Origin of the sequence: Shewanella psychromarinicola, from assembly GCF_003855155.1 — a bacterium.
Lineage (GTDB): Bacteria > Pseudomonadota > Gammaproteobacteria > Enterobacterales > Shewanellaceae > Shewanella > Shewanella psychromarinicola.
This window is the reverse complement of sequence record NZ_CP034073.1, coordinates 486,998-504,050: the sequence shown is the minus strand read 5'-3', so window position 1 is coordinate 504,050 and position 17,053 is coordinate 486,998. Positions and strand designations below refer to the sequence as shown.

Below are 17,053 nucleotides of genomic sequence, written 5' to 3'. Positions count from 1 at the left end.
ACGGATTAGGTCAATCGTTTGTAACCACTTAGTCGCCATTCTCATTTGAGATGTTGGTATCAAAATGTAATCTAAATGCTCAGGACTAAGTCATTTATGCTTAGTTCAAGGCAAAAAGCGTAGTTTAGTGTGTTAAATGAGTATTTTTCAACAATGAAATAGGCTTAAATGGCGACGGCCTGAGTAGTTACAATCTGGGAGTACCTTGATGAAGCCAACAGACTGGCAAACGATATTTAGCCAACATTTGACCTCAGAAAGACAGCTTTCAGCCTATACCGTGCGTAACTATATGTTTGAACTGCGTCGAGTTGAAGCCATCTTAACGGAACCAACCAAGCTCATAGATGCCACTCGTGAACAACTGCAATCTGTACTGGCAAGGTTACATCGTAAAGGATTGAGTCCTCGATCTTTGTCTTTGTGTTTGTCTGCCTTAAAACAGTTCTTTGATTTTTTATTGCGCGAAGGTGCCGTAACGGTAAACCCTGCACAGACATTAAGTGCACCAAAACAAAATAAACCCTTACCAAAAAATATGGATGTGGATGCCGTTAGTCATTTATTGTCCATAGCGGGCGATGATCCTTTGAGTTTGCGTGACAAAGCCATTATGGAATTATTTTATTCAAGTGGTTTACGTTTAGCCGAGCTAGCCAGCTTAGATTGCGCTGACATCAAGTTTGATCAACGTGAAGTTAAAGTCATGGGTAAGGGCAGTAAACAGCGTGTTGTGCCTATTGGTAAGCTAGCCTTACAGGCATTGACCGCTTGGCTGAATTGCCGTAATCAACTACCTTGCGCTGAAGCCGGAGAGGCGTTATTTGTCAGCAGTCAAGGCAAACGATTGTCTCATCGTAGTATTCAAGCGCGTATGGCTAAGTGGGGGCAAGAGCAAGCCATGGCGGTCAAAGTTCATCCGCATAAGTTGCGCCATTCGTTTGCAACCCATATGCTTGAATCAAGCCAAGATTTACGTGCCGTACAAGAATTACTCGGTCATGCTAACTTATCGACGACACAAATTTATACCAGTTTAGACTTTCAACACCTTGCCAAAGTGTACGATAACGCGCATCCAAGAGCAAAAAAAGACAGGGGGAAATAATGATATCGCCATTGCCTAAAGCTTCAATAATCCAATATCAGCGTCTACAAACGTTTAGCGCGATTAGTTTTGACTTAGACGACACGCTGTACAATAACCTTCCTTATGTAATGCATGCCAGTGAGCAACTGTTTTGGTTCATTAATCAAACCTATCCCGCTACAACAGCGTGGAATGTCGATCAATGGCAGCAACTCAAACATGCGCTGTTTACGCGACACCCAGAGTTAGCTCATGATACCAGTGCCGCCCGCTATGCCATGTTGCACCAAGGTCTTTTACACTTTAATTATAGCGAAGTTGAAGCCAGTAAAGGGGCACAAGATGGGATGACCTGTTTTCATCATCATCGTAGTAATTTTACCATTGATAATAATGTGATGCAGTTGCTAGAACGTCTCAGTCAACGCTACCGACTTATCGGTATCACCAATGGTAATGTCGACACCCAACGTATTGGGTTAGATAAGGTGATGCAATTTGTATTACACCCAGGTCATGGCGTTAAAATGAAACCTGCAGCCGACATGTTTACCCTCGCTTGCCGCCAGTTAGATATTAGGCCGTCGGCGTTATTGCATGTGGGCGATCATCCGCTGTCCGATATTGCTGGGGCGAAAATGGCGGGCTGCCAAAGTGTCTGGTTAAATCCATGTATGCAGCAACGGCATAAAAAAGCACAACCGGTATTACCGCATATTGAAATCAACCAATTGGATTTACTGCTCGAGTTGCTTTAGCGCGGATTTAGCCTTTTAGGTCGATACCTGCTTTAAGGCTCATTTGTTCCACTTGCTCGCGGCTAGCATGCATATCAGCATCACCTACACGAAAGTAGGTGCCGCTATAAGGATCGGTGCCGACGTAGATAGGTCTTATTTTTACGTCGACGCAGCGTACATGGATGCGAATAAGCTTTTTAGACATAATTTCGATAATTTGCACATCAGTCGGCGCTAAAATATTGTGACTGATTTTTTTCGGATTTTGTAGAATTGTCCAAATTTCACTGAGCATCGGCATCGGATTAACAATCCCTTCAATCGTAAAATCACCATGCAGTTCTTTTACGCCTAAAATAATTTCACCGCCTAAGGTATTGGCAAAAGCGCTGTAGCTTTCCCACATGCCTTCGGGCAAAGTACCCTTGCCGTCTCGTCCACCCGCTAACTTAAACTCTACTTGGGCAGACTCATGTAAATTGGCGATGTCGTCTAGGGCAAATGTTGGGTAATGATGAGGGGACATACTGACTCCATAATATTGCTGGCAATGTTACTGTATGAAGTTTCGCTAAAAAAAGGAAGCAAATCCGCTTGGGTTAAGTCGGCGTTGCTTCTCAAGAAGGGGATTTGAGTAAATTATAGCGCTAATGTTTTGGGGAACAATAGGGTGTTTTCAACGTCAATATGAGTTTGTAAGTCGGCATCAAATTCAGCCAAGGTGCGATAACATGCTTGCCATGTGTGGCAAACGCCTGCAGGAATAGTGTAGTCATTGGTTAAGCGTCGAATAGTATGAAGCATGAGGTCGGCATTATCATGCTCGTGCAACATCATGTTAATCGGGTTGCCAATATGGCCAAAACAGCCATTGACAGGCTGACCTAAGCTGAGGGATTTAATCGCTGGAAACAGGATCTGTTCTTCTTTCATCAAGTGGGGCATTAATTCGTCAATTAACTCGCGTACACATTGCGCCAATGGGTTGATCTCATCATGATCATCACCATGAGCACGAAGCATTTTTTCGGTGTACTCAATCAATAATGGCGCTGTTTCACGGATATACCTATGGTGAGTCGCTTCAATATGATCGATTAAATCAACCAGCGATAATAGTGATAACTGTTCAGTTGTTTGCGGTGTTGACATGAGCCACTCCAAAGATGCACATAATTTACATGTATATTATATGCATCTTTTAATGGCTTCAATTTACTCGCAATGGTTTTGTTAGCTGGTTCACATATTCGGTGCCAATTTATACATTATTGAGTAGACGATTCAGCGCTATTTAATCTAGTTGCTCTAGATTGATTTGGCTTGTTTTAGTTTAACGACAACGGAACAAGGCGATAATTATGGCTAATTGATATGTAAATAATTGTTTGGGTCCACTTCACCATACCAACAAACCCTTGTTGGTATGTGGCTGCAGTTATGTCATCAACGGCGACCAGCATGTCAACAATGCGGATGTAGATGAGCATTTTTCGATAATTTATCGGGTGTTCAATAGGCCGTCGATCGCCGCGTTACACTAAAGGCGATATCGCGCTATAGGTTATTGACAACATTTCGGGGGGCTCTTCGTTAAGCCTGTGAGTTGCTTAGCACATTCACTTAATCACCGACGAGGTGTATTATTGCTTTAAATCCGTAATGGCTAATTATTTGCTGTAAAGTTATCTTCAATATTAGTCGGTTAACCCCTGAAACCATTTAGTCGTAGGTTTTACATTGTCAGCAGAATATTCAGTTAAGCATATCCCTCACAGTTGGTTTGGACATTTGTATCAGCGCAGTGCCAATGCGCTTGAGTTAACGACAGAGGGCATCACCTTTATTTCAACTCAAGGGCAGTTTTTAGCACGATTTAGACAGACTCATCAATTGCTCAATGCTGGCCACCTATCGTGGCAGCAGTTAGATCACCCGCCAGTTTTTAGTGCCAGTTTACTCGGTAGCTTGCTAAGTGTGAATGCCGCCGGTACTTGTTATCAAATTCCATTTCTGAGCTATTTCGCTAAGTCTCAATTTAAACAACAAGTCGAATTACTCTGGGCCTTATCCCATGAAAACCAGTTATGTGATTTGATCTCTCGAATTGAAAAAGCAATATCGAGCCGCTATTTACGCCGGTCATTGGTTGACAAAATACGCCCGAGAATTGAGCGAGAATACCGCCGCTGGTTTCCCTGGAGTGACCGCGTCGAATTGCCCACAAAAACACGCGCGGCGTTAACTCAATTGCGCGATTTTTACCACTGGAATAATGCGGATGTGGAGCATATTCGTGAGCATTATATTCAATCTCAATTACTCGCGTTTGCTGACTTTTTCGATCATGTAGAATCAAACCCATTAACCGATAAACAGCGCCGTGCATGTATTATTGACGACGATAACAATCTGCTGTTAGCGGGTGCGGGAACCGGTAAAACCAGTGTAATGGTTGGCCGCGCGGGGTATTTAGTTGCCAGTGGCCAAGCTCAAGCGGATGATATTTTATTATTGGCTTATGGTAAAAAAGCCGCCAAAGAAATGGACCAGCGAATTAAACACCAGCTTGGCACCGATGATATTAAGGCGAGTACGTTTCATAGTTTAGGATTGAAAATCATTGCCGAGGTTGAAGGTGTTAACCCCAGCTTGTCACCTTGGGTAAACGATGAGCAGGCTAAAGATAAATGGGTGCACAATAGCTTACAAACCTTGATTGAAGATGAGCCTTATCGTAAACAAGTTTTTGACTATTTTAGTCATTTTTATTACGTGGAGAAAAACCCGTTCGAATTTACCACCGAAGGTGATTACTTTGAATATCTAAATGATAACGACATCCGCTCATTAAAAGGCGAAAGAGTGAAAAGCTTTGCTGAGCTGTATATCGCCAATTGGTTATTTATTAATGGCATTGAATATCAGTATGAAGCCAAATATGAATATGACGTCAGTACAGTTGATTTTCGTCAGTATCAAGCTGATTTTTATCTTCCACAACATCACGTTTACATTGAGTATTACGCTATCGATGGCGCCAATAATACTGCGCCTTATATCGATAACGCTGCGTATTTTGCATCAATGGAGTGGCAACGTCAGTTACATAAAAAACATCAAACTAACTGCATTGAATTATTTTATTATCAGCACAAAAAAAATCAGTTAATCAACAGGCTCGAGCAGGCCTTAACGGTATTTAAAGTTAACTATTCGCCATTGCCTGACGACGCCATATTGGCAACCCTTCATAAGCTAGGACGAGTGACTGAGTTGGCTAAACTGTTCAGTCAGTTAATCGGCTTATACAAAGCGGCTTGTGTTGATGAAAAAGGCTTAGAGCAGGTATTTGCCAATGCTGGCGATCCTCAACAAACCCGTAAAGCGTTTGAATTGTTGCAGCCCATTTTACAGCAATATCAGCAGCATTTATCTGCGAGCGGTGATATCGACTTTGAAGATATGATCGCTAAAGCGCTCGGTTATCTGCAAAGCGGCCAATATGTTAGCCCGTGGCGATATATTATGGTCGATGAGTTTCAGGATATTTCAGAACCTAGAGCGCGTTTAGTGCGTGCCCTGCGAGATTCGAGAGCGAATACGAGCAACACTGATACCTCACTATTTTGTGTTGGAGATGATTGGCAGGCCATCTATCGCTTCAGTGGTGCGGATGTCAGCTTAACGACTCAATTTTCGCGGTATTTTGGCAATACTACCGAAACATATTTAGACCTTACATTTAGATTTAATAACCGTATCGGCGAAGTAGCCAGTGCCTTTGTGAGCAAAAACCCTAATCAAATCAACAAAAATATTCATTCGTTAGTACAGGTTGTCGATCCTGCGATATCAATACTTCGCCGCGGCGCCAATGAGGGCGCAACCAAAGATGAACCGAGTAGCAATGCATTAGAGCAAGCCTTGAATGCGCTGTCTGTCCGCGTAGCTAAAGCCACTGATAAGCCCACAACTAAACCGACAGTATACTTACTGGCACGCTTTTGGTTTCAGCTGCCAGATAAAGATCTGCTGCGTCAGTTAACGGTTAACTACCCCATGTTAGTGATTGAGTGTTTATCGTTTCATGCATCCAAAGGTAAAGAGGCTGACTATGTGGTGATCATGGGGCTGACACAAGGCATACATGGGTTTCCGTCAAAAAAAATGACCCCACCAATACTCGACGCTTTCTTGCCTCAAGCTGAAGATTTTGAATTTGCCGAAGAACGGCGATTATTTTATGTCGCACTGACTCGAGCAAAGCATCGGGTTTACGTGTTAGCCGATATGACCAATGCCAGCCCATTTTTGGTCGAACTTATTCAGCAGCACTATGCCATTGAACAGAATGAATTCAGTAGGTCTTTGGTACAAACACTGTTTGAGCAGATCAAATGTGCTCAATGTACTACGGGCACGCTAATACCGGGAACCGGCAAGTTTAAGTCATTTTTCTCCTGCTCACATTCTCCATTATGCGATCACAAACAAGCAGGCTGTGATCTCTGTGGCAGCCCAATGACTCGCAAACGCGCTAAAGGTTTCACTATTTGCTTAAACGATAATTGTGGTCACATGGCACCATTGTGCAACATATGTGGCGCTGATATGACCTTAAGAGAAAGTGCCCGTGGGGCTTTTTGGGGCTGTAAAAATTATCGAGGTAATAGTGGGCTCAGCTGTAGCCATACCATTGCTACAGAGAAAATCACTCGGCTACAGGCACATTAGTCATTAAAAAGGGATGTTTCTCATCGTCTTTAACGCGTGGTGATAAGTGGTGTGTCATTATGGGGGTAACGGATAAAACAAAACGGGCTTTCCATTGCTGGAAAGCCCGTTTCATTACAATCACTTAGACGCTAGGTCTTAGTTCATGCCATATTTCTTTAATTTCTTACGTAAAGTACCACGGTTGATACCTAACATATTAGCAGCGCGCGTTTGGTTGCCACGAGTGTGTTGCATGATGATGTCTAGTAAAGGCGCTTCAACTTCGCACAATACCATTTCATATACTTCAGAAGCTTCCTGACCGTCTAACTGTGAGAAGAAGTTAGTTACGGCACGTTTAACTGCGTCACGTAATAACTGCGGCTTGATAGTGCCGTTTGCTGTTTCGATTTTGCCTACGGTAAGCTGGTGAACTTCTGTGTTAGTTGTCTGATCAAACATTCTATTCTGCTCTTTATTAAATTCTAAACTAATTCATCAAAATAACATTCTACGAAGGAATGTTGCTGGGCAGCGGTTTCAAGCCTATTGAAGTCAGCACGAAATTGACGCTGTTCCTCATGGTTTAGGTACCACCCGACATGCTTTCTAGCAAATCGGACACCTTTGTATTCGCCATATAAGTCACAAAGTTTCTTAAGGTGTTCAAGCATTACTGTGCGTTGCTCTTCTGCCTTAATTGGCGCTAACTTTTTACCTGTTTCCAGGTAATGTAGGATTTCTTTAAAAATCCATGGCCTTCCTTGTGCACCTCTTCCTATCATCAGGGCATCGGCGCCAGTGTAGTCAAGTACAAACTTGGCCTTCTCCGGTGTGTCGATGTCCCCGTTGGCGATAACAGGAATTGAGACAGTCTGTTTAATTGCTTTGATAGTGTCGTACTCGGCAAAGCCTTTGTACATGCATTGTCTTGTTCGGCCGTGAACGGCGAGCGAGGCAATACCACAATCTTCAGCAATTTGGGCTATTTCAACACCATTACGATGTTCAGGCTCCCAACCTGTGCGGATCTTTAACGTTACTGGTACATCCACTGCTGCGACCACGGCTTGTAAAATCTCTTTTACTAAGCTGGGGCTTTGCATTAGCGCCGAACCCGCAAATTTTTTATTCACTTTCTTTGCTGGGCAGCCCATATTGATATCAATGATGTGCGCACCTTGTTCAACGTTGAACTTAGCGGCATTGGCCATTAAATCAGGATCTGCACCTGCTATTTGTACCGAGCGTATCCCTTCTTCGCCAGAATGCATCATGCGCTGACGGCTTTTATCGCTGTCCCAAACATCGGGATTCGACGAAAGCATTTCTGATACGGCCAAAGCTGCGCCATAGCGTAAACAGAGATTTCGGAAGGCTTGATCGGTGACACCTGCCATTGGTGCGGCAATCAGCTGATTAGACAGTTGATACGGGCCAATTTGCATTATGTACTTCACCTTGCTCTCCAAAGGGGCGCTATAGTAGCCCTTTTTCACGGCTGTGAAAAGGTCAATAAATGACCTAAATGCAACTTTTTTGCTTGACTTTCATTAGCCGTCACATCTTTGACTAATAAATGAGGTTTTTCGACTATTTTTGAGCACTGGTGCGAGTTGCAGAGAGACTTTTTCTGTATCTAAGTGTCAATAATTGATGTTAATGACCTGTAAACGAGGACTGACGCACTCAATTATGGTTAATTGAGTGCGATTTTTCTGCGTGTTGGCTACTTACGTACCCCAGTTAAGCGGCTCCAGTCTTCCTTGTTGCTAACGGGATCCATGATGAACCATTGGCTGTAGAAGTCGGATACATCTTGGGCTTGTTCTTGTAATAAACCCGAGAGTGCTAGTTTGCCACCCACTCTCACTTTTTCGGCTATCAATGGCGCGAGTTCTTTTAATGGGCCGGCAAGTATATTAGCGACTAAGACATCGGCCTGTAGGTTAGCGGGTTGATCTTCTGGTAAATACAGTGCCAGTTTATCGACTACGTCGTTACGTTCAGCATTGGCTTTTGAGGCGTCAATGGCTTGATAATCAATATCAACACCAGTGACTTTCTTGGCACCGAGTTTAATGGCTGCAATGGCTAAAATGCCTGAGCCGCAACCAAAGTCGATGACTTCTTGGTTTGATAAATCAAGGCTATCTAACCATTCTAAACATAAGGCCGTTGTGGGGTGAGTGCCAGTACCAAACGCTAAACCGGGGTCGAGAATGACGTTAACGGCCGTCGGATCTGGAATTTTACGCCAGCTAGGACATATCCATAAGCGTTCACCAAATTGGATAGGGTGGAAGCTGTCCATCCATTCGCGTATCCAGTCTTTGTCTTCTACTTGTTCAATTTTATGCTGAAAACCTTTTCCTAGAAATGGCATAGATTCTAAAAATTCGATTGTCGGCGATAAATCTGTACCTGCATCAAATAATGCAATCATTACAGTATCTTGCCACAGCGGAGTTTCTCCTAGCTTGGGTTCAAAAATAGGTTCGTCTTGGCCATCTTCGTAAGTGATACAAATAGAACCTTGATCCATTAATAAGTCGCCAAGCATGTCGGCGTTATCGCGATGAGTGTGAATGCGTAATTGGATCCAAGCCATGGGATTTTCCTAACTGTGGTAAAAGTAATATCAAATTGGCGCTCATTATACGCAAGTTATTTTAAGATGCTCGTGTCCATGAGCGTTTATTGGTTTTTAGCTCGGCGCAAAGGGGCACTTTACGGTTAAGTTTATGGAGCAAAAAATGGCAATTGATGCAAAAGCATCTAGCCCGTAAATTTTTAAGCTAAAGAGTGGTCGCTTTTACTTGGATCACATTTCAGAATTATTCTTTCGATTATTTCAACTGCTGAATGCTAGTGACTATAGTTAGTTAAGTGTCAGTATTATTTGACTGTTTATTTGATTCTTTGTGTGATCGGCTTCTAACTCCAGCCTAATAGTAGGTGAGCATTATCACGGTTTGATTGTCGTTATTTGCAGCTATGCAACAACTCTTGATATGGTCAATGCTTGCTATTGTGCCTGACTGGAAGTGATGATTTATGGCTGCGAATTCTTTGCAAACTAAAGCCGGCAGTGGTGCCAATACTGCTAAAGGGTTTGCTAATCCCGTTTGGGCTGATCTAATAGATAAACTGCAAAGTCTATCTGGAGTGGTGCTTGGGCTTTTTTTAGTGATGCATCTGCAGTTTGAGTCGAGTCTTTTACTCGGTAAAGAAGCTTTTTATCAAGTGGCACAATTTATAGAAGGTGGCGTGTTCAGTGAAACCGATCATGGCTACTCTCTGTTGACGCAAATATTTTTCTGCTTTATATCATTAGTCGTCTCGATCCATGCGGTCCCAGCCTTGTGTCGTTTCCCTACTCAAATTGGACAATGGCGAGCTTTACGTAATCAAATGCGTTTTTTACCCCATGAAGAAACTAAAATCTGGTTTTGGCAAATGATCACTGGCTTTTTGTTGTTCTTTCTCGTCCCGATCCACTTTTTTACCATGATGACCCCCCCTGAGACTGGCCCGTATCTTTCTGCTGAGCGGGTATATCACTTTAATACATGGGCGTCATATGTGTTGTTATTGCCCATCGTCACGATTCATGCGGTGTTTGGTTTATATCGAGTAGTGGTGAAATGGGGTTTGGTTGCGCACCGTTTTGCCACGCTCAAGTTTGCTAAGATGCTGTTTGGCTATTTAATGCTGTTAGGGATGGCAAGTATGCTAGTTTATATTATTCTCGGCCGTTCTCTGGGGTTACCTGAGGTGCCATATGTGTCGACGTTATAGGCAATGAAGATTATTCATATCGTCATTCAGTCAGGCACAAGCGCGAATAAGAGCGAAAGCTGGTACACGGTAGCAAGCGGTAAAGCGAATCAATAGCGAATAAGAGCTAGGTGCTAGATCGCTTCGCTACTAGATGCTATAGGAGCTAAAGCAGGTAAATGGTAGCTAGCGGTAGAATACGATATCAAGCGGTCAAAGCGATGAATAGCGATAGCAAACGGTAAAGAGACTAAGAGACTAAGAGCTAGGTGCTTACGAGCTAAAAGCTAAAGCTGAAAATCGATATCAAGCGATGATAGCGATCGCTTCGTTTACTGAAAAAACGAGATGCAGATTGATTTAATCGCTGCAAGCGTACTAGTAGGACGTAGTCCGCTGCAGTTTCTAGCTACAGCTTATTATTATTTAAACAAAAAAATGCCGCTAAAGTAGCGGCATTTTTGTAATGATTTGGCGATTCAGTAAATAATTACTTCGCGCGTTTCATTGCGGTAAAGAATTCTTCGTTCGTTTTGGTCATAGCCAACTTATCGATTAAGAATTCCATTGCAGATACCTCATCCATTGGATGAAGAATTTTGCGTAAAATCCACATTTTCTGAAGTTCTTCAGCTGTGGTTAATTTTTCTTCACGACGTGTACCTGAACGATTGAAATCAATCGCTGGGAACACACGCTTTTCTGCCGCCTTACGAGAAAGGTGTAACTCTTGATTACCTGTACCTTTAAATTCTTCGTAAATGACTTCGTCCATTTTCGAACCGGTATCAACAAGTGCGGTAGCGATAATAGTTAAACTGCCACCGTGTTCAATGTTACGTGCAGCACCGAAGAAACGCTTTGGACGGTGAAGTGCGTTGGCATCAACACCACCGGTAAGGACTTTACCTGATGATGGGATAACGGTGTTGTATGCACGAGCTAGACGGGTGATAGAGTCTAATAAAATGACTACGTCTTTTTTGTGCTCAACTAAGCGCTTGGCTTTTTCAATAACCATTTCAGCAACTTGAACGTGACGACTTGCTGGCTCATCAAAGGTTGAAGCAATAACTTCACCTTTAACCATGCGCTGCATTTCGGTCACTTCTTCAGGACGTTCGTCAATCAGTAATACCATCAACACCACATCCGGGTTGTTGTAAGTAATACTTTGAGCAATGCTTTGCAGTAATAATGTTTTACCGGCTTTTGGCGGCGCAACAATCAAACCACGTTGGCCTTTGCCTATCGGTGAACAAAGATCAAGGATACGCGAGGTGATGTCTTCTGTTGAACCATTACCACGTTCCATACGAAGACGTTCTTCAGCATGAAGTGGGGTTAAGTTTTCAAACAGGATTTTGTGGCGAGAGCTTTCTGGTTTATCAAAGTTGACTTCACTGACTTTTAAAAGTGCAAAGTATCTTTCGCCTTCTTTCGGCGGTCTGATTTTACCAAAAATACTGTCACCAGTACGCATGTTAAAACGGCGAATTTGGCTTGGTGAAACATAAATATCGTCAGGACCCGCAAGGTATGAGCCATCTGAACTTCTTAAAAATCCAAATCCGTCTTGGAGGATTTCTAATACACCGCCACCGAAAATGTCTTCTCCGCTTTTGGCGTGAGCTTTCAAAATAGAGAAGATGATATCTTGTTTACGGGTACGAGCCATATTTTCCAGATTCATGCTTTCAGCAAGAGAAACTAGATCCGAAATTGGCGTGTCTTTTAATTCTGTTAAATTCATGTATGGGAGTCTTGTGTTGCGCGACGAAGCTAACCGCAATCAATCAGTAGGATTGAAAAGATATTTTATGATTGATAAGCGAGAAGAGGTTAAGTTGAAAAGATCTGATGAATAAATTAGCACTATATACGTTGGGCGTCCACAAATTTAGGCTAAATATTATTTTAAAGCGGCACAAACTGTTTAAAACTTGTGCCGATTAACATTTTTAGGCTATTTCTACTTAGATTTTAGTGTCGATAAACTCTTTCAGTTGTGTCTTTGAAAGTGCGCCAACCTTGGTTGCCACTAGTTCGCCACCTTTGAACATTAACAATGTTGGAATACCGCGGACGCCGTATTTCGCTGGTGAAACGCTGTTTTGGTCTACGTTTAGTTTTGCCACGGTCAGTTTGCCTGCATACTCTTCAGCAACGTCGTTTAGGATTGGGGCAATCATTTTACAAGGACCACACCATTCCGCCCAGAAGTCGACTAATACGGGTGTTTCAGACTTTAATACGTCGTTTTCAAAGCTGTCATCGCTTAGGTATATAATTTTATCGCTCATGTTGTTCTCCGGATTTGGTTCCATTGCTAGTTTATTAATGGCTTACGATGTATATTGGGTCAGTTAAATAGCTTTTCAAGAGACCGTTTTAGTAATGTAGCTATTTCAAACGATCGAATCTTTTTTTGCAACCCCTACAGGTATGCTTGTGCTATGAGCCAAACACATTTATCGACCCAGAAATTCGCCGACTTCCCTTTAAAGCCCGAAGTACTAGCGGCGTTAAACGAGAACGGCTTTGAGTTTTGTACGCCAATACAGGCGTTATCTTTACCTATTTTACTTAATGCAAAGGATATTGCCGGACAAGCCCAAACAGGTACCGGTAAAACCATGGCCTTTTTAGTGGCCACATTTAACCATTTATTAACCGTTGCTGCACCTGAGGGGCGCAAAGCAACCGAACCTCGCGCTATTATTATGGCGCCAACACGCGAGTTAGCAATACAGATTGCTAAAGATGCCAACTTATTAGCGGCACATACAGGCTTAAGAGTCGGTATTGTTTACGGTGGCGAAAGCTATGAAACTCAACGCGCTGTATTGGATAAGGGTGTTGATATTTTAATTGGTACCACTGGACGTATTATCGATTACGTGCGTCAAGGTGTCATCAGTTTAAGCCACATTCAAGCCGTGGTGCTTGATGAAGCTGACCGTATGTTCGATCTGGGCTTTATTAAAGACATTCGCTTTTTATTCCGCAGAATGCCTGATGCTAAGTCACGCTTGAATATGCTGTTTTCTGCCACGCTGTCGATGAAAGTGCAGGAATTAGCTTATGATCATATGAATGATCCTGAGAAAGTTGAAATCGAACCGTTAGAAAAAACCTCTAAAAATATTAAAGAGGAGATTTTCTATCCGTCGATGGAAGATAAGATGCGATTATTATTGAGCTTAATCGAAGAAGATTGGCCTGATAAAGCAATTGTGTTTTCGAACACAAAACACAGCTGTGACAAATTGTGGTCTTATTTAGAAGGTGACGGTCATCGAGTCGGTTTATTAACTGGCGATGTACCACAAAAGAAGCGTATTCGTATTCTTGAGCAATTCACCTCTGGTGCTATCGACGTTTTAGTGGCAACAGATGTCGCCGCGCGCGGGTTACATATTTCTGACGTTTCACACGTGTATAACTATGATTTACCAGATGATTGTGAAGATTATGTTCATCGTATTGGTCGAACAGGTCGGGTGGGACAAAAAGGCGTTTCAATTAGTTTTGCTTGTGAAGAATACGCAATGAATTTACCTGAAATTGAAACCTTCATTAACCATTCGATTCCCGTTTCTAATTATGATCGTGATGCACTATTAGATGATATTCCGCCTCCGGCACGTATTCATCGTAAGCCTCCTACATCTCGTACGCGTGATGGCGGAAGTAAAGGTGCGCATCGAAGTGGTGGTAATACTTCGCGTCCACCACGTCATAGGACTCGTAGACCATAGTCAATGCCATTGCTAACTGTATCTCAACCCTATGCGGCGATAACGCTAGGCTCTAACAGTTTTAATATGTTGGTGGCTAATTCGGTAGGTAATAAACCGATTGTTATCGCTAAATATAAACGTAAAGTTCGCCTTGCCGAAGGTATTGGTGATGATGGCATTTTGTCTGAGCATGCTATGCAGCGTGGCTTAGCGTGTTTGGCTATGTTTGCTGACATGCTGGCGCAACATCATATTAATAGTGATAATGTGGCTGTATTTGCTACAGCTACCTTGCGGGTTATCCGTAATGCCGATGAATTTCACCAAAGAGCGATGCCTATTTTTCAGCATCAAATTGAGGTCATTTCGGGGTTGCGAGAAGCTGAGCTTATTTATCAAGGTATGGTTGCCACGACTAAAGGTAAGGGACGCCGTTTAGTTATTGATATTGGCGGCGCGAGTACCGAGTTTATTATCGGTGATGGGAGCCAGGTGCTGTTTAAAACCAGTTTGCCAATGGGCTGCGTGCTATTTAATCAACGATTTTTTAGTCAAGTGCCAGTTAACATCCGCGACTTTGAACAGGCTATAGATTACGTTAATACCATGTTGGCACCACATCGTCCTCAATTGCTCGACTTAGGTTGGCAAAGTGTTGTGGGGGCTTCTGGAGCCGTTCAGTCAGTGGTGTCGGTGTTACAGCATCGACAGCTCTCCGAGGTGATGACTCTAGATGTTTTGTATGCTTTTCGAGATGAAGTATTATCGCAATCGGATGCCAGACTTCGAGGGATTAAAGGCTTAAATGCCGAACAAGCGCCCACTTTTTCCGCGGGAGTGGCGATATTAATTGCGTTGTTTGAAAGTTTATCGATTAGTCGCTTACATCTTGCTGGTGGTGCACTTCGCGAAGGCGTGTTGCAACTGCTAGCCGATCGTATTGCTGCATCAGCCAGAGGTTGAATGCAAGATAATATAATGGCCGTAATTGAATAAAAAAAGGTCGCACTTATGCGACCTTTTTTATGCTTAAACGATTAACCATTACTGTAATATTTTGACTAAATCGGCTTCTAAACTGACCGTAGGTCGTTCAACAATACGGCCCATTTCTTTGCCTTGTTGATGCACAATAAAGGTTGGAATTCGGCTGAATGCATATTTTGCCGCAAGCCCTTCAGGATCCTGCTTATTGCGATCGACGCCAATGTATTCAACTTCAATGTTGGGATTGGCTACGGTTTCAATAATTCGCATAAAGTGCGGTGTTTCTCGATGGCAATCAGGACACCAAGTGCCAATGATAACCACAATTTTTGTCGGTTCTTTGATTGCCTTAAGTACATCAATTGCACTTGCATCAACTTGATAGTTAGCAAAGCCTTCAGCATAGCCTGGCAATTCACTCGCTATCGTTTGTGATTGGATCACGCCGGTTAAAATCACTTCTTGTTTCTCCTCGCTGCATGTGGCAATAAAGCCTTGTTGATCTTTTTCAAACGCGCAACCTGCATTTGCAGATACGACCATAGGTAACATTTGAGTACTGAAAAAGAGTGCGGTTGTTGCCAATAAAGTTCTAACGCTATTGTTCATGATAATGTCTCATTTAAGAAGTGAAGACTGTACTGTAAGGCATACTCAGTATGGAGTAATAATTACTTTTAAAACAGCTATTTGCATCTCTTTTGCGCAATCCATTGACCTGTTGTCGGGTCATTTTGCCTTGTTAGCAAAACGAATGACAAGTTTGATATGAAATAGGTCAAATATTGTGATTTTAGCTTGCTTACTCCACCCCGTAACCCAATTTGAGGTTAAGTATTCAAGCATGCTTAAACCTGAGTGTTAAGGGGACATGTTTGATGATGCAAACTAGATCACGTTAATGAGCCGATAGTGGTACAAGATGAAAAAGCCAATCCGATAGAGATTGGCTTTAGCAGAACTTAAACGGTTGAATTACTTTTGCTCTTTCAGCCACTGTGCTGCACGTTTAGCAAAGTAGGTCAGAATACCGTCTGCCCCAGCGCGTTTAAAGCAAAGTAATGATTCCATCACGATGGCTTTTTCGGCTAACCAACCGTTTTGAATAGCGGCCATGTGCATGGCGTATTCACCGCTGACTTGATAAGCAAATGTGGGTACGGCTAATTCTGTTTTGACCCGGTGTACTATGTCTAAATAAGGCATACCAGGCTTAACCATCACCATGTCAGCTCCTTCTTGGATGTCTAATGCGACTTCATGCAATGCTTCGTCGCTATTAGCGGGATCCATTTGGTAGCTGTGTTTATTGCCGCCTTTTAAATTGCTAGTTGAGCCGACTGCATCACGGAAAGGACCATAATAGTTTGATGAATATTTAGCCGAGTAAGCCATAATCTGGGTATTAACAAAGCCATTTTCTTCAAGGGCTTGGCGAATTGCACCAATACGACCGTCCATCATGTCTGATGGCGCGACAATATCTGCACCCGCAGCAGCATGTGATAGGGCCTGTTTAACTAAAACCTCAGTGGTGATGTCATTTAGGATATAGCCAGTATCATCGATGATACCGTCTTGGCCGTGAGTGGTATATGGATCTAAGGCTACATCAGTCATGATACCAAGCTGCGGGAATGCTTGCTTTAATTCGCGTACAGCACGCTGTACCAAGCCATCGGGATTATAAGACTCTTCAGCAAGTAAGCTTTTCTTATCGACAGGTGTAACGGGAAATAGTGCGATAAGCGGAATGCCTAGTTCAACAAGTTCGGCGGCTTCTTTTATCAATAAATCAACCGAGAAACGCTCAATACCTGGCATTGAGGCGATTTTTTCTGAGCGTTGAAAACCTTCTAAGACAAACATCGGATAAATAAGATCGTTAACCGTTAAGGTATTTTCAGACATTAAACGACGGCTAAATTCATGTTTACGCATGCGGCGCATTCTGCGCTGTGGGAAGGCACTGGTAATAATATTCACTTTCGACT

At 42.8% G+C, this 17,053-nt stretch carries 15 protein-coding genes; 6 read left to right on the top strand and 9 right to left on the bottom strand.

The annotated features are described in order from the left end of the window. Positions 1-208 precede the first annotated feature (208 nt). The gene (xerC, locus tag EGC80_RS02095; protein ID WP_124014052.1) at positions 209-1,108 is read left to right on the top strand and encodes a tyrosine recombinase XerC; all 900 of its coding nucleotides are present in this window, start codon (positions 209-211) and stop codon (positions 1,106-1,108) included. Beyond that, the gene (locus EGC80_RS02090) at positions 1,108-1,848 is read left to right on the top strand and encodes an HAD-IA family hydrolase (RefSeq protein WP_124014053.1); all 741 of its coding nucleotides are present in this window, start codon (positions 1,108-1,110) and stop codon (positions 1,846-1,848) included. Before xerC ends, EGC80_RS02090 begins: the two co-directional genes overlap by 1 nt. Positions 1,849-1,855: 7 nt before the next feature. Here the strand turns inward: EGC80_RS02090 and EGC80_RS02085 are convergent, their stop codons facing one another. Further along, complete coding sequence (locus EGC80_RS02085; RefSeq protein WP_124014054.1) at positions 1,856-2,356, bottom strand: AlbA family DNA-binding domain-containing protein; 501 nt, start codon at positions 2,354-2,356, stop codon at positions 1,856-1,858. 113 nt (positions 2,357-2,469) lie between these two features. After that, on the bottom strand, positions 2,470-2,982 hold the full coding sequence (locus tag EGC80_RS02080; RefSeq protein WP_124014055.1) for a hemerythrin domain-containing protein: 513 nt from the start codon (positions 2,980-2,982) through the stop codon (positions 2,470-2,472). A 588-nt stretch (positions 2,983-3,570) separates the two neighbouring features. On the opposite strand from EGC80_RS02080, the gene EGC80_RS02075 reads away from it, so the two are divergent. Beyond that, positions 3,571-6,567 (top strand): UvrD-helicase domain-containing protein, encoded by a 2,997-nt coding sequence (locus EGC80_RS02075; protein WP_124014056.1) that lies wholly within the window; start codon positions 3,571-3,573, stop codon positions 6,565-6,567. A 138-nt stretch (positions 6,568-6,705) separates the two neighbouring features. Here EGC80_RS02075 and fis read toward each other — a convergent pair whose 3' ends face one another. The 3 genes from fis to prmA form a co-directional block, all read right to left on the bottom strand. Next, positions 6,706-7,011: a DNA-binding transcriptional regulator Fis gene (fis, locus tag EGC80_RS02070; protein ID WP_011635942.1), complete on the bottom strand. Its 306-nt coding sequence runs from the start codon at positions 7,009-7,011 to the stop codon at positions 6,706-6,708. A gap of 23 nt (positions 7,012-7,034) precedes the next feature. Further along, complete coding sequence (gene dusB, locus EGC80_RS02065) at positions 7,035-7,997, bottom strand: tRNA dihydrouridine synthase DusB (protein WP_124014067.1); 963 nt, start codon at positions 7,995-7,997, stop codon at positions 7,035-7,037. A gap of 281 nt (positions 7,998-8,278) precedes the next feature. Further along, positions 8,279-9,160 (bottom strand): 50S ribosomal protein L11 methyltransferase, encoded by an 882-nt coding sequence (gene prmA / locus EGC80_RS02060; protein ID WP_124014057.1) that lies wholly within the window; start codon positions 9,158-9,160, stop codon positions 8,279-8,281. A gap of 446 nt (positions 9,161-9,606) precedes the next feature. Between prmA and EGC80_RS02055 the strand changes: the two genes are divergently transcribed. Then, positions 9,607-10,350: a fumarate reductase cytochrome b-556 subunit gene (locus EGC80_RS02055; RefSeq protein ID WP_124014058.1), complete on the top strand. Its 744-nt coding sequence runs from the start codon at positions 9,607-9,609 to the stop codon at positions 10,348-10,350. Positions 10,351-10,819: 469 nt separating this feature from the next. Here EGC80_RS02055 and rho read toward each other — a convergent pair whose 3' ends face one another. Beyond that, a complete protein-coding gene (gene rho / locus EGC80_RS02050) occupies positions 10,820-12,082 on the bottom strand; it encodes a transcription termination factor Rho (RefSeq protein ID WP_101032971.1) in 1,263 nt (420 codons plus the stop codon). Positions 12,083-12,305: 223 nt separating this feature from the next. Beyond that, positions 12,306-12,632 (bottom strand): thioredoxin TrxA, encoded by a 327-nt coding sequence (gene trxA / locus EGC80_RS02045; protein WP_101032970.1) that lies wholly within the window; start codon positions 12,630-12,632, stop codon positions 12,306-12,308. Between the two features lie 153 nt (positions 12,633-12,785). Between trxA and rhlB the strand changes: the two genes are divergently transcribed. Both rhlB and EGC80_RS02035 read left to right on the top strand, forming a co-directional pair. Continuing rightward, positions 12,786-14,090, top strand: a complete 1,305-nt coding sequence (gene rhlB / locus EGC80_RS02040) for an ATP-dependent RNA helicase RhlB (protein ID WP_101032969.1) — start codon at positions 12,786-12,788, stop codon at positions 14,088-14,090. Between the two features lie 3 nt (positions 14,091-14,093). Beyond that, positions 14,094-15,035, top strand: a complete 942-nt coding sequence (locus tag EGC80_RS02035; RefSeq protein WP_124014059.1) for a Ppx/GppA phosphatase family protein — start codon at positions 14,094-14,096, stop codon at positions 15,033-15,035. A gap of 81 nt (positions 15,036-15,116) precedes the next feature. Here EGC80_RS02035 and EGC80_RS02030 read toward each other — a convergent pair whose 3' ends face one another. Together EGC80_RS02030 and hemB are read right to left on the bottom strand one after the other, a co-directional pair. Beyond that, the gene (locus EGC80_RS02030) at positions 15,117-15,668 is read right to left on the bottom strand and encodes a thioredoxin family protein (RefSeq protein ID WP_101032967.1); all 552 of its coding nucleotides are present in this window, start codon (positions 15,666-15,668) and stop codon (positions 15,117-15,119) included. A gap of 366 nt (positions 15,669-16,034) precedes the next feature. Beyond that, the gene (gene hemB / locus EGC80_RS02025) at positions 16,035-17,045 is read right to left on the bottom strand and encodes a porphobilinogen synthase (protein ID WP_101032966.1); all 1,011 of its coding nucleotides are present in this window, start codon (positions 17,043-17,045) and stop codon (positions 16,035-16,037) included. Positions 17,046-17,053: the final 8 nt, after the last annotated feature.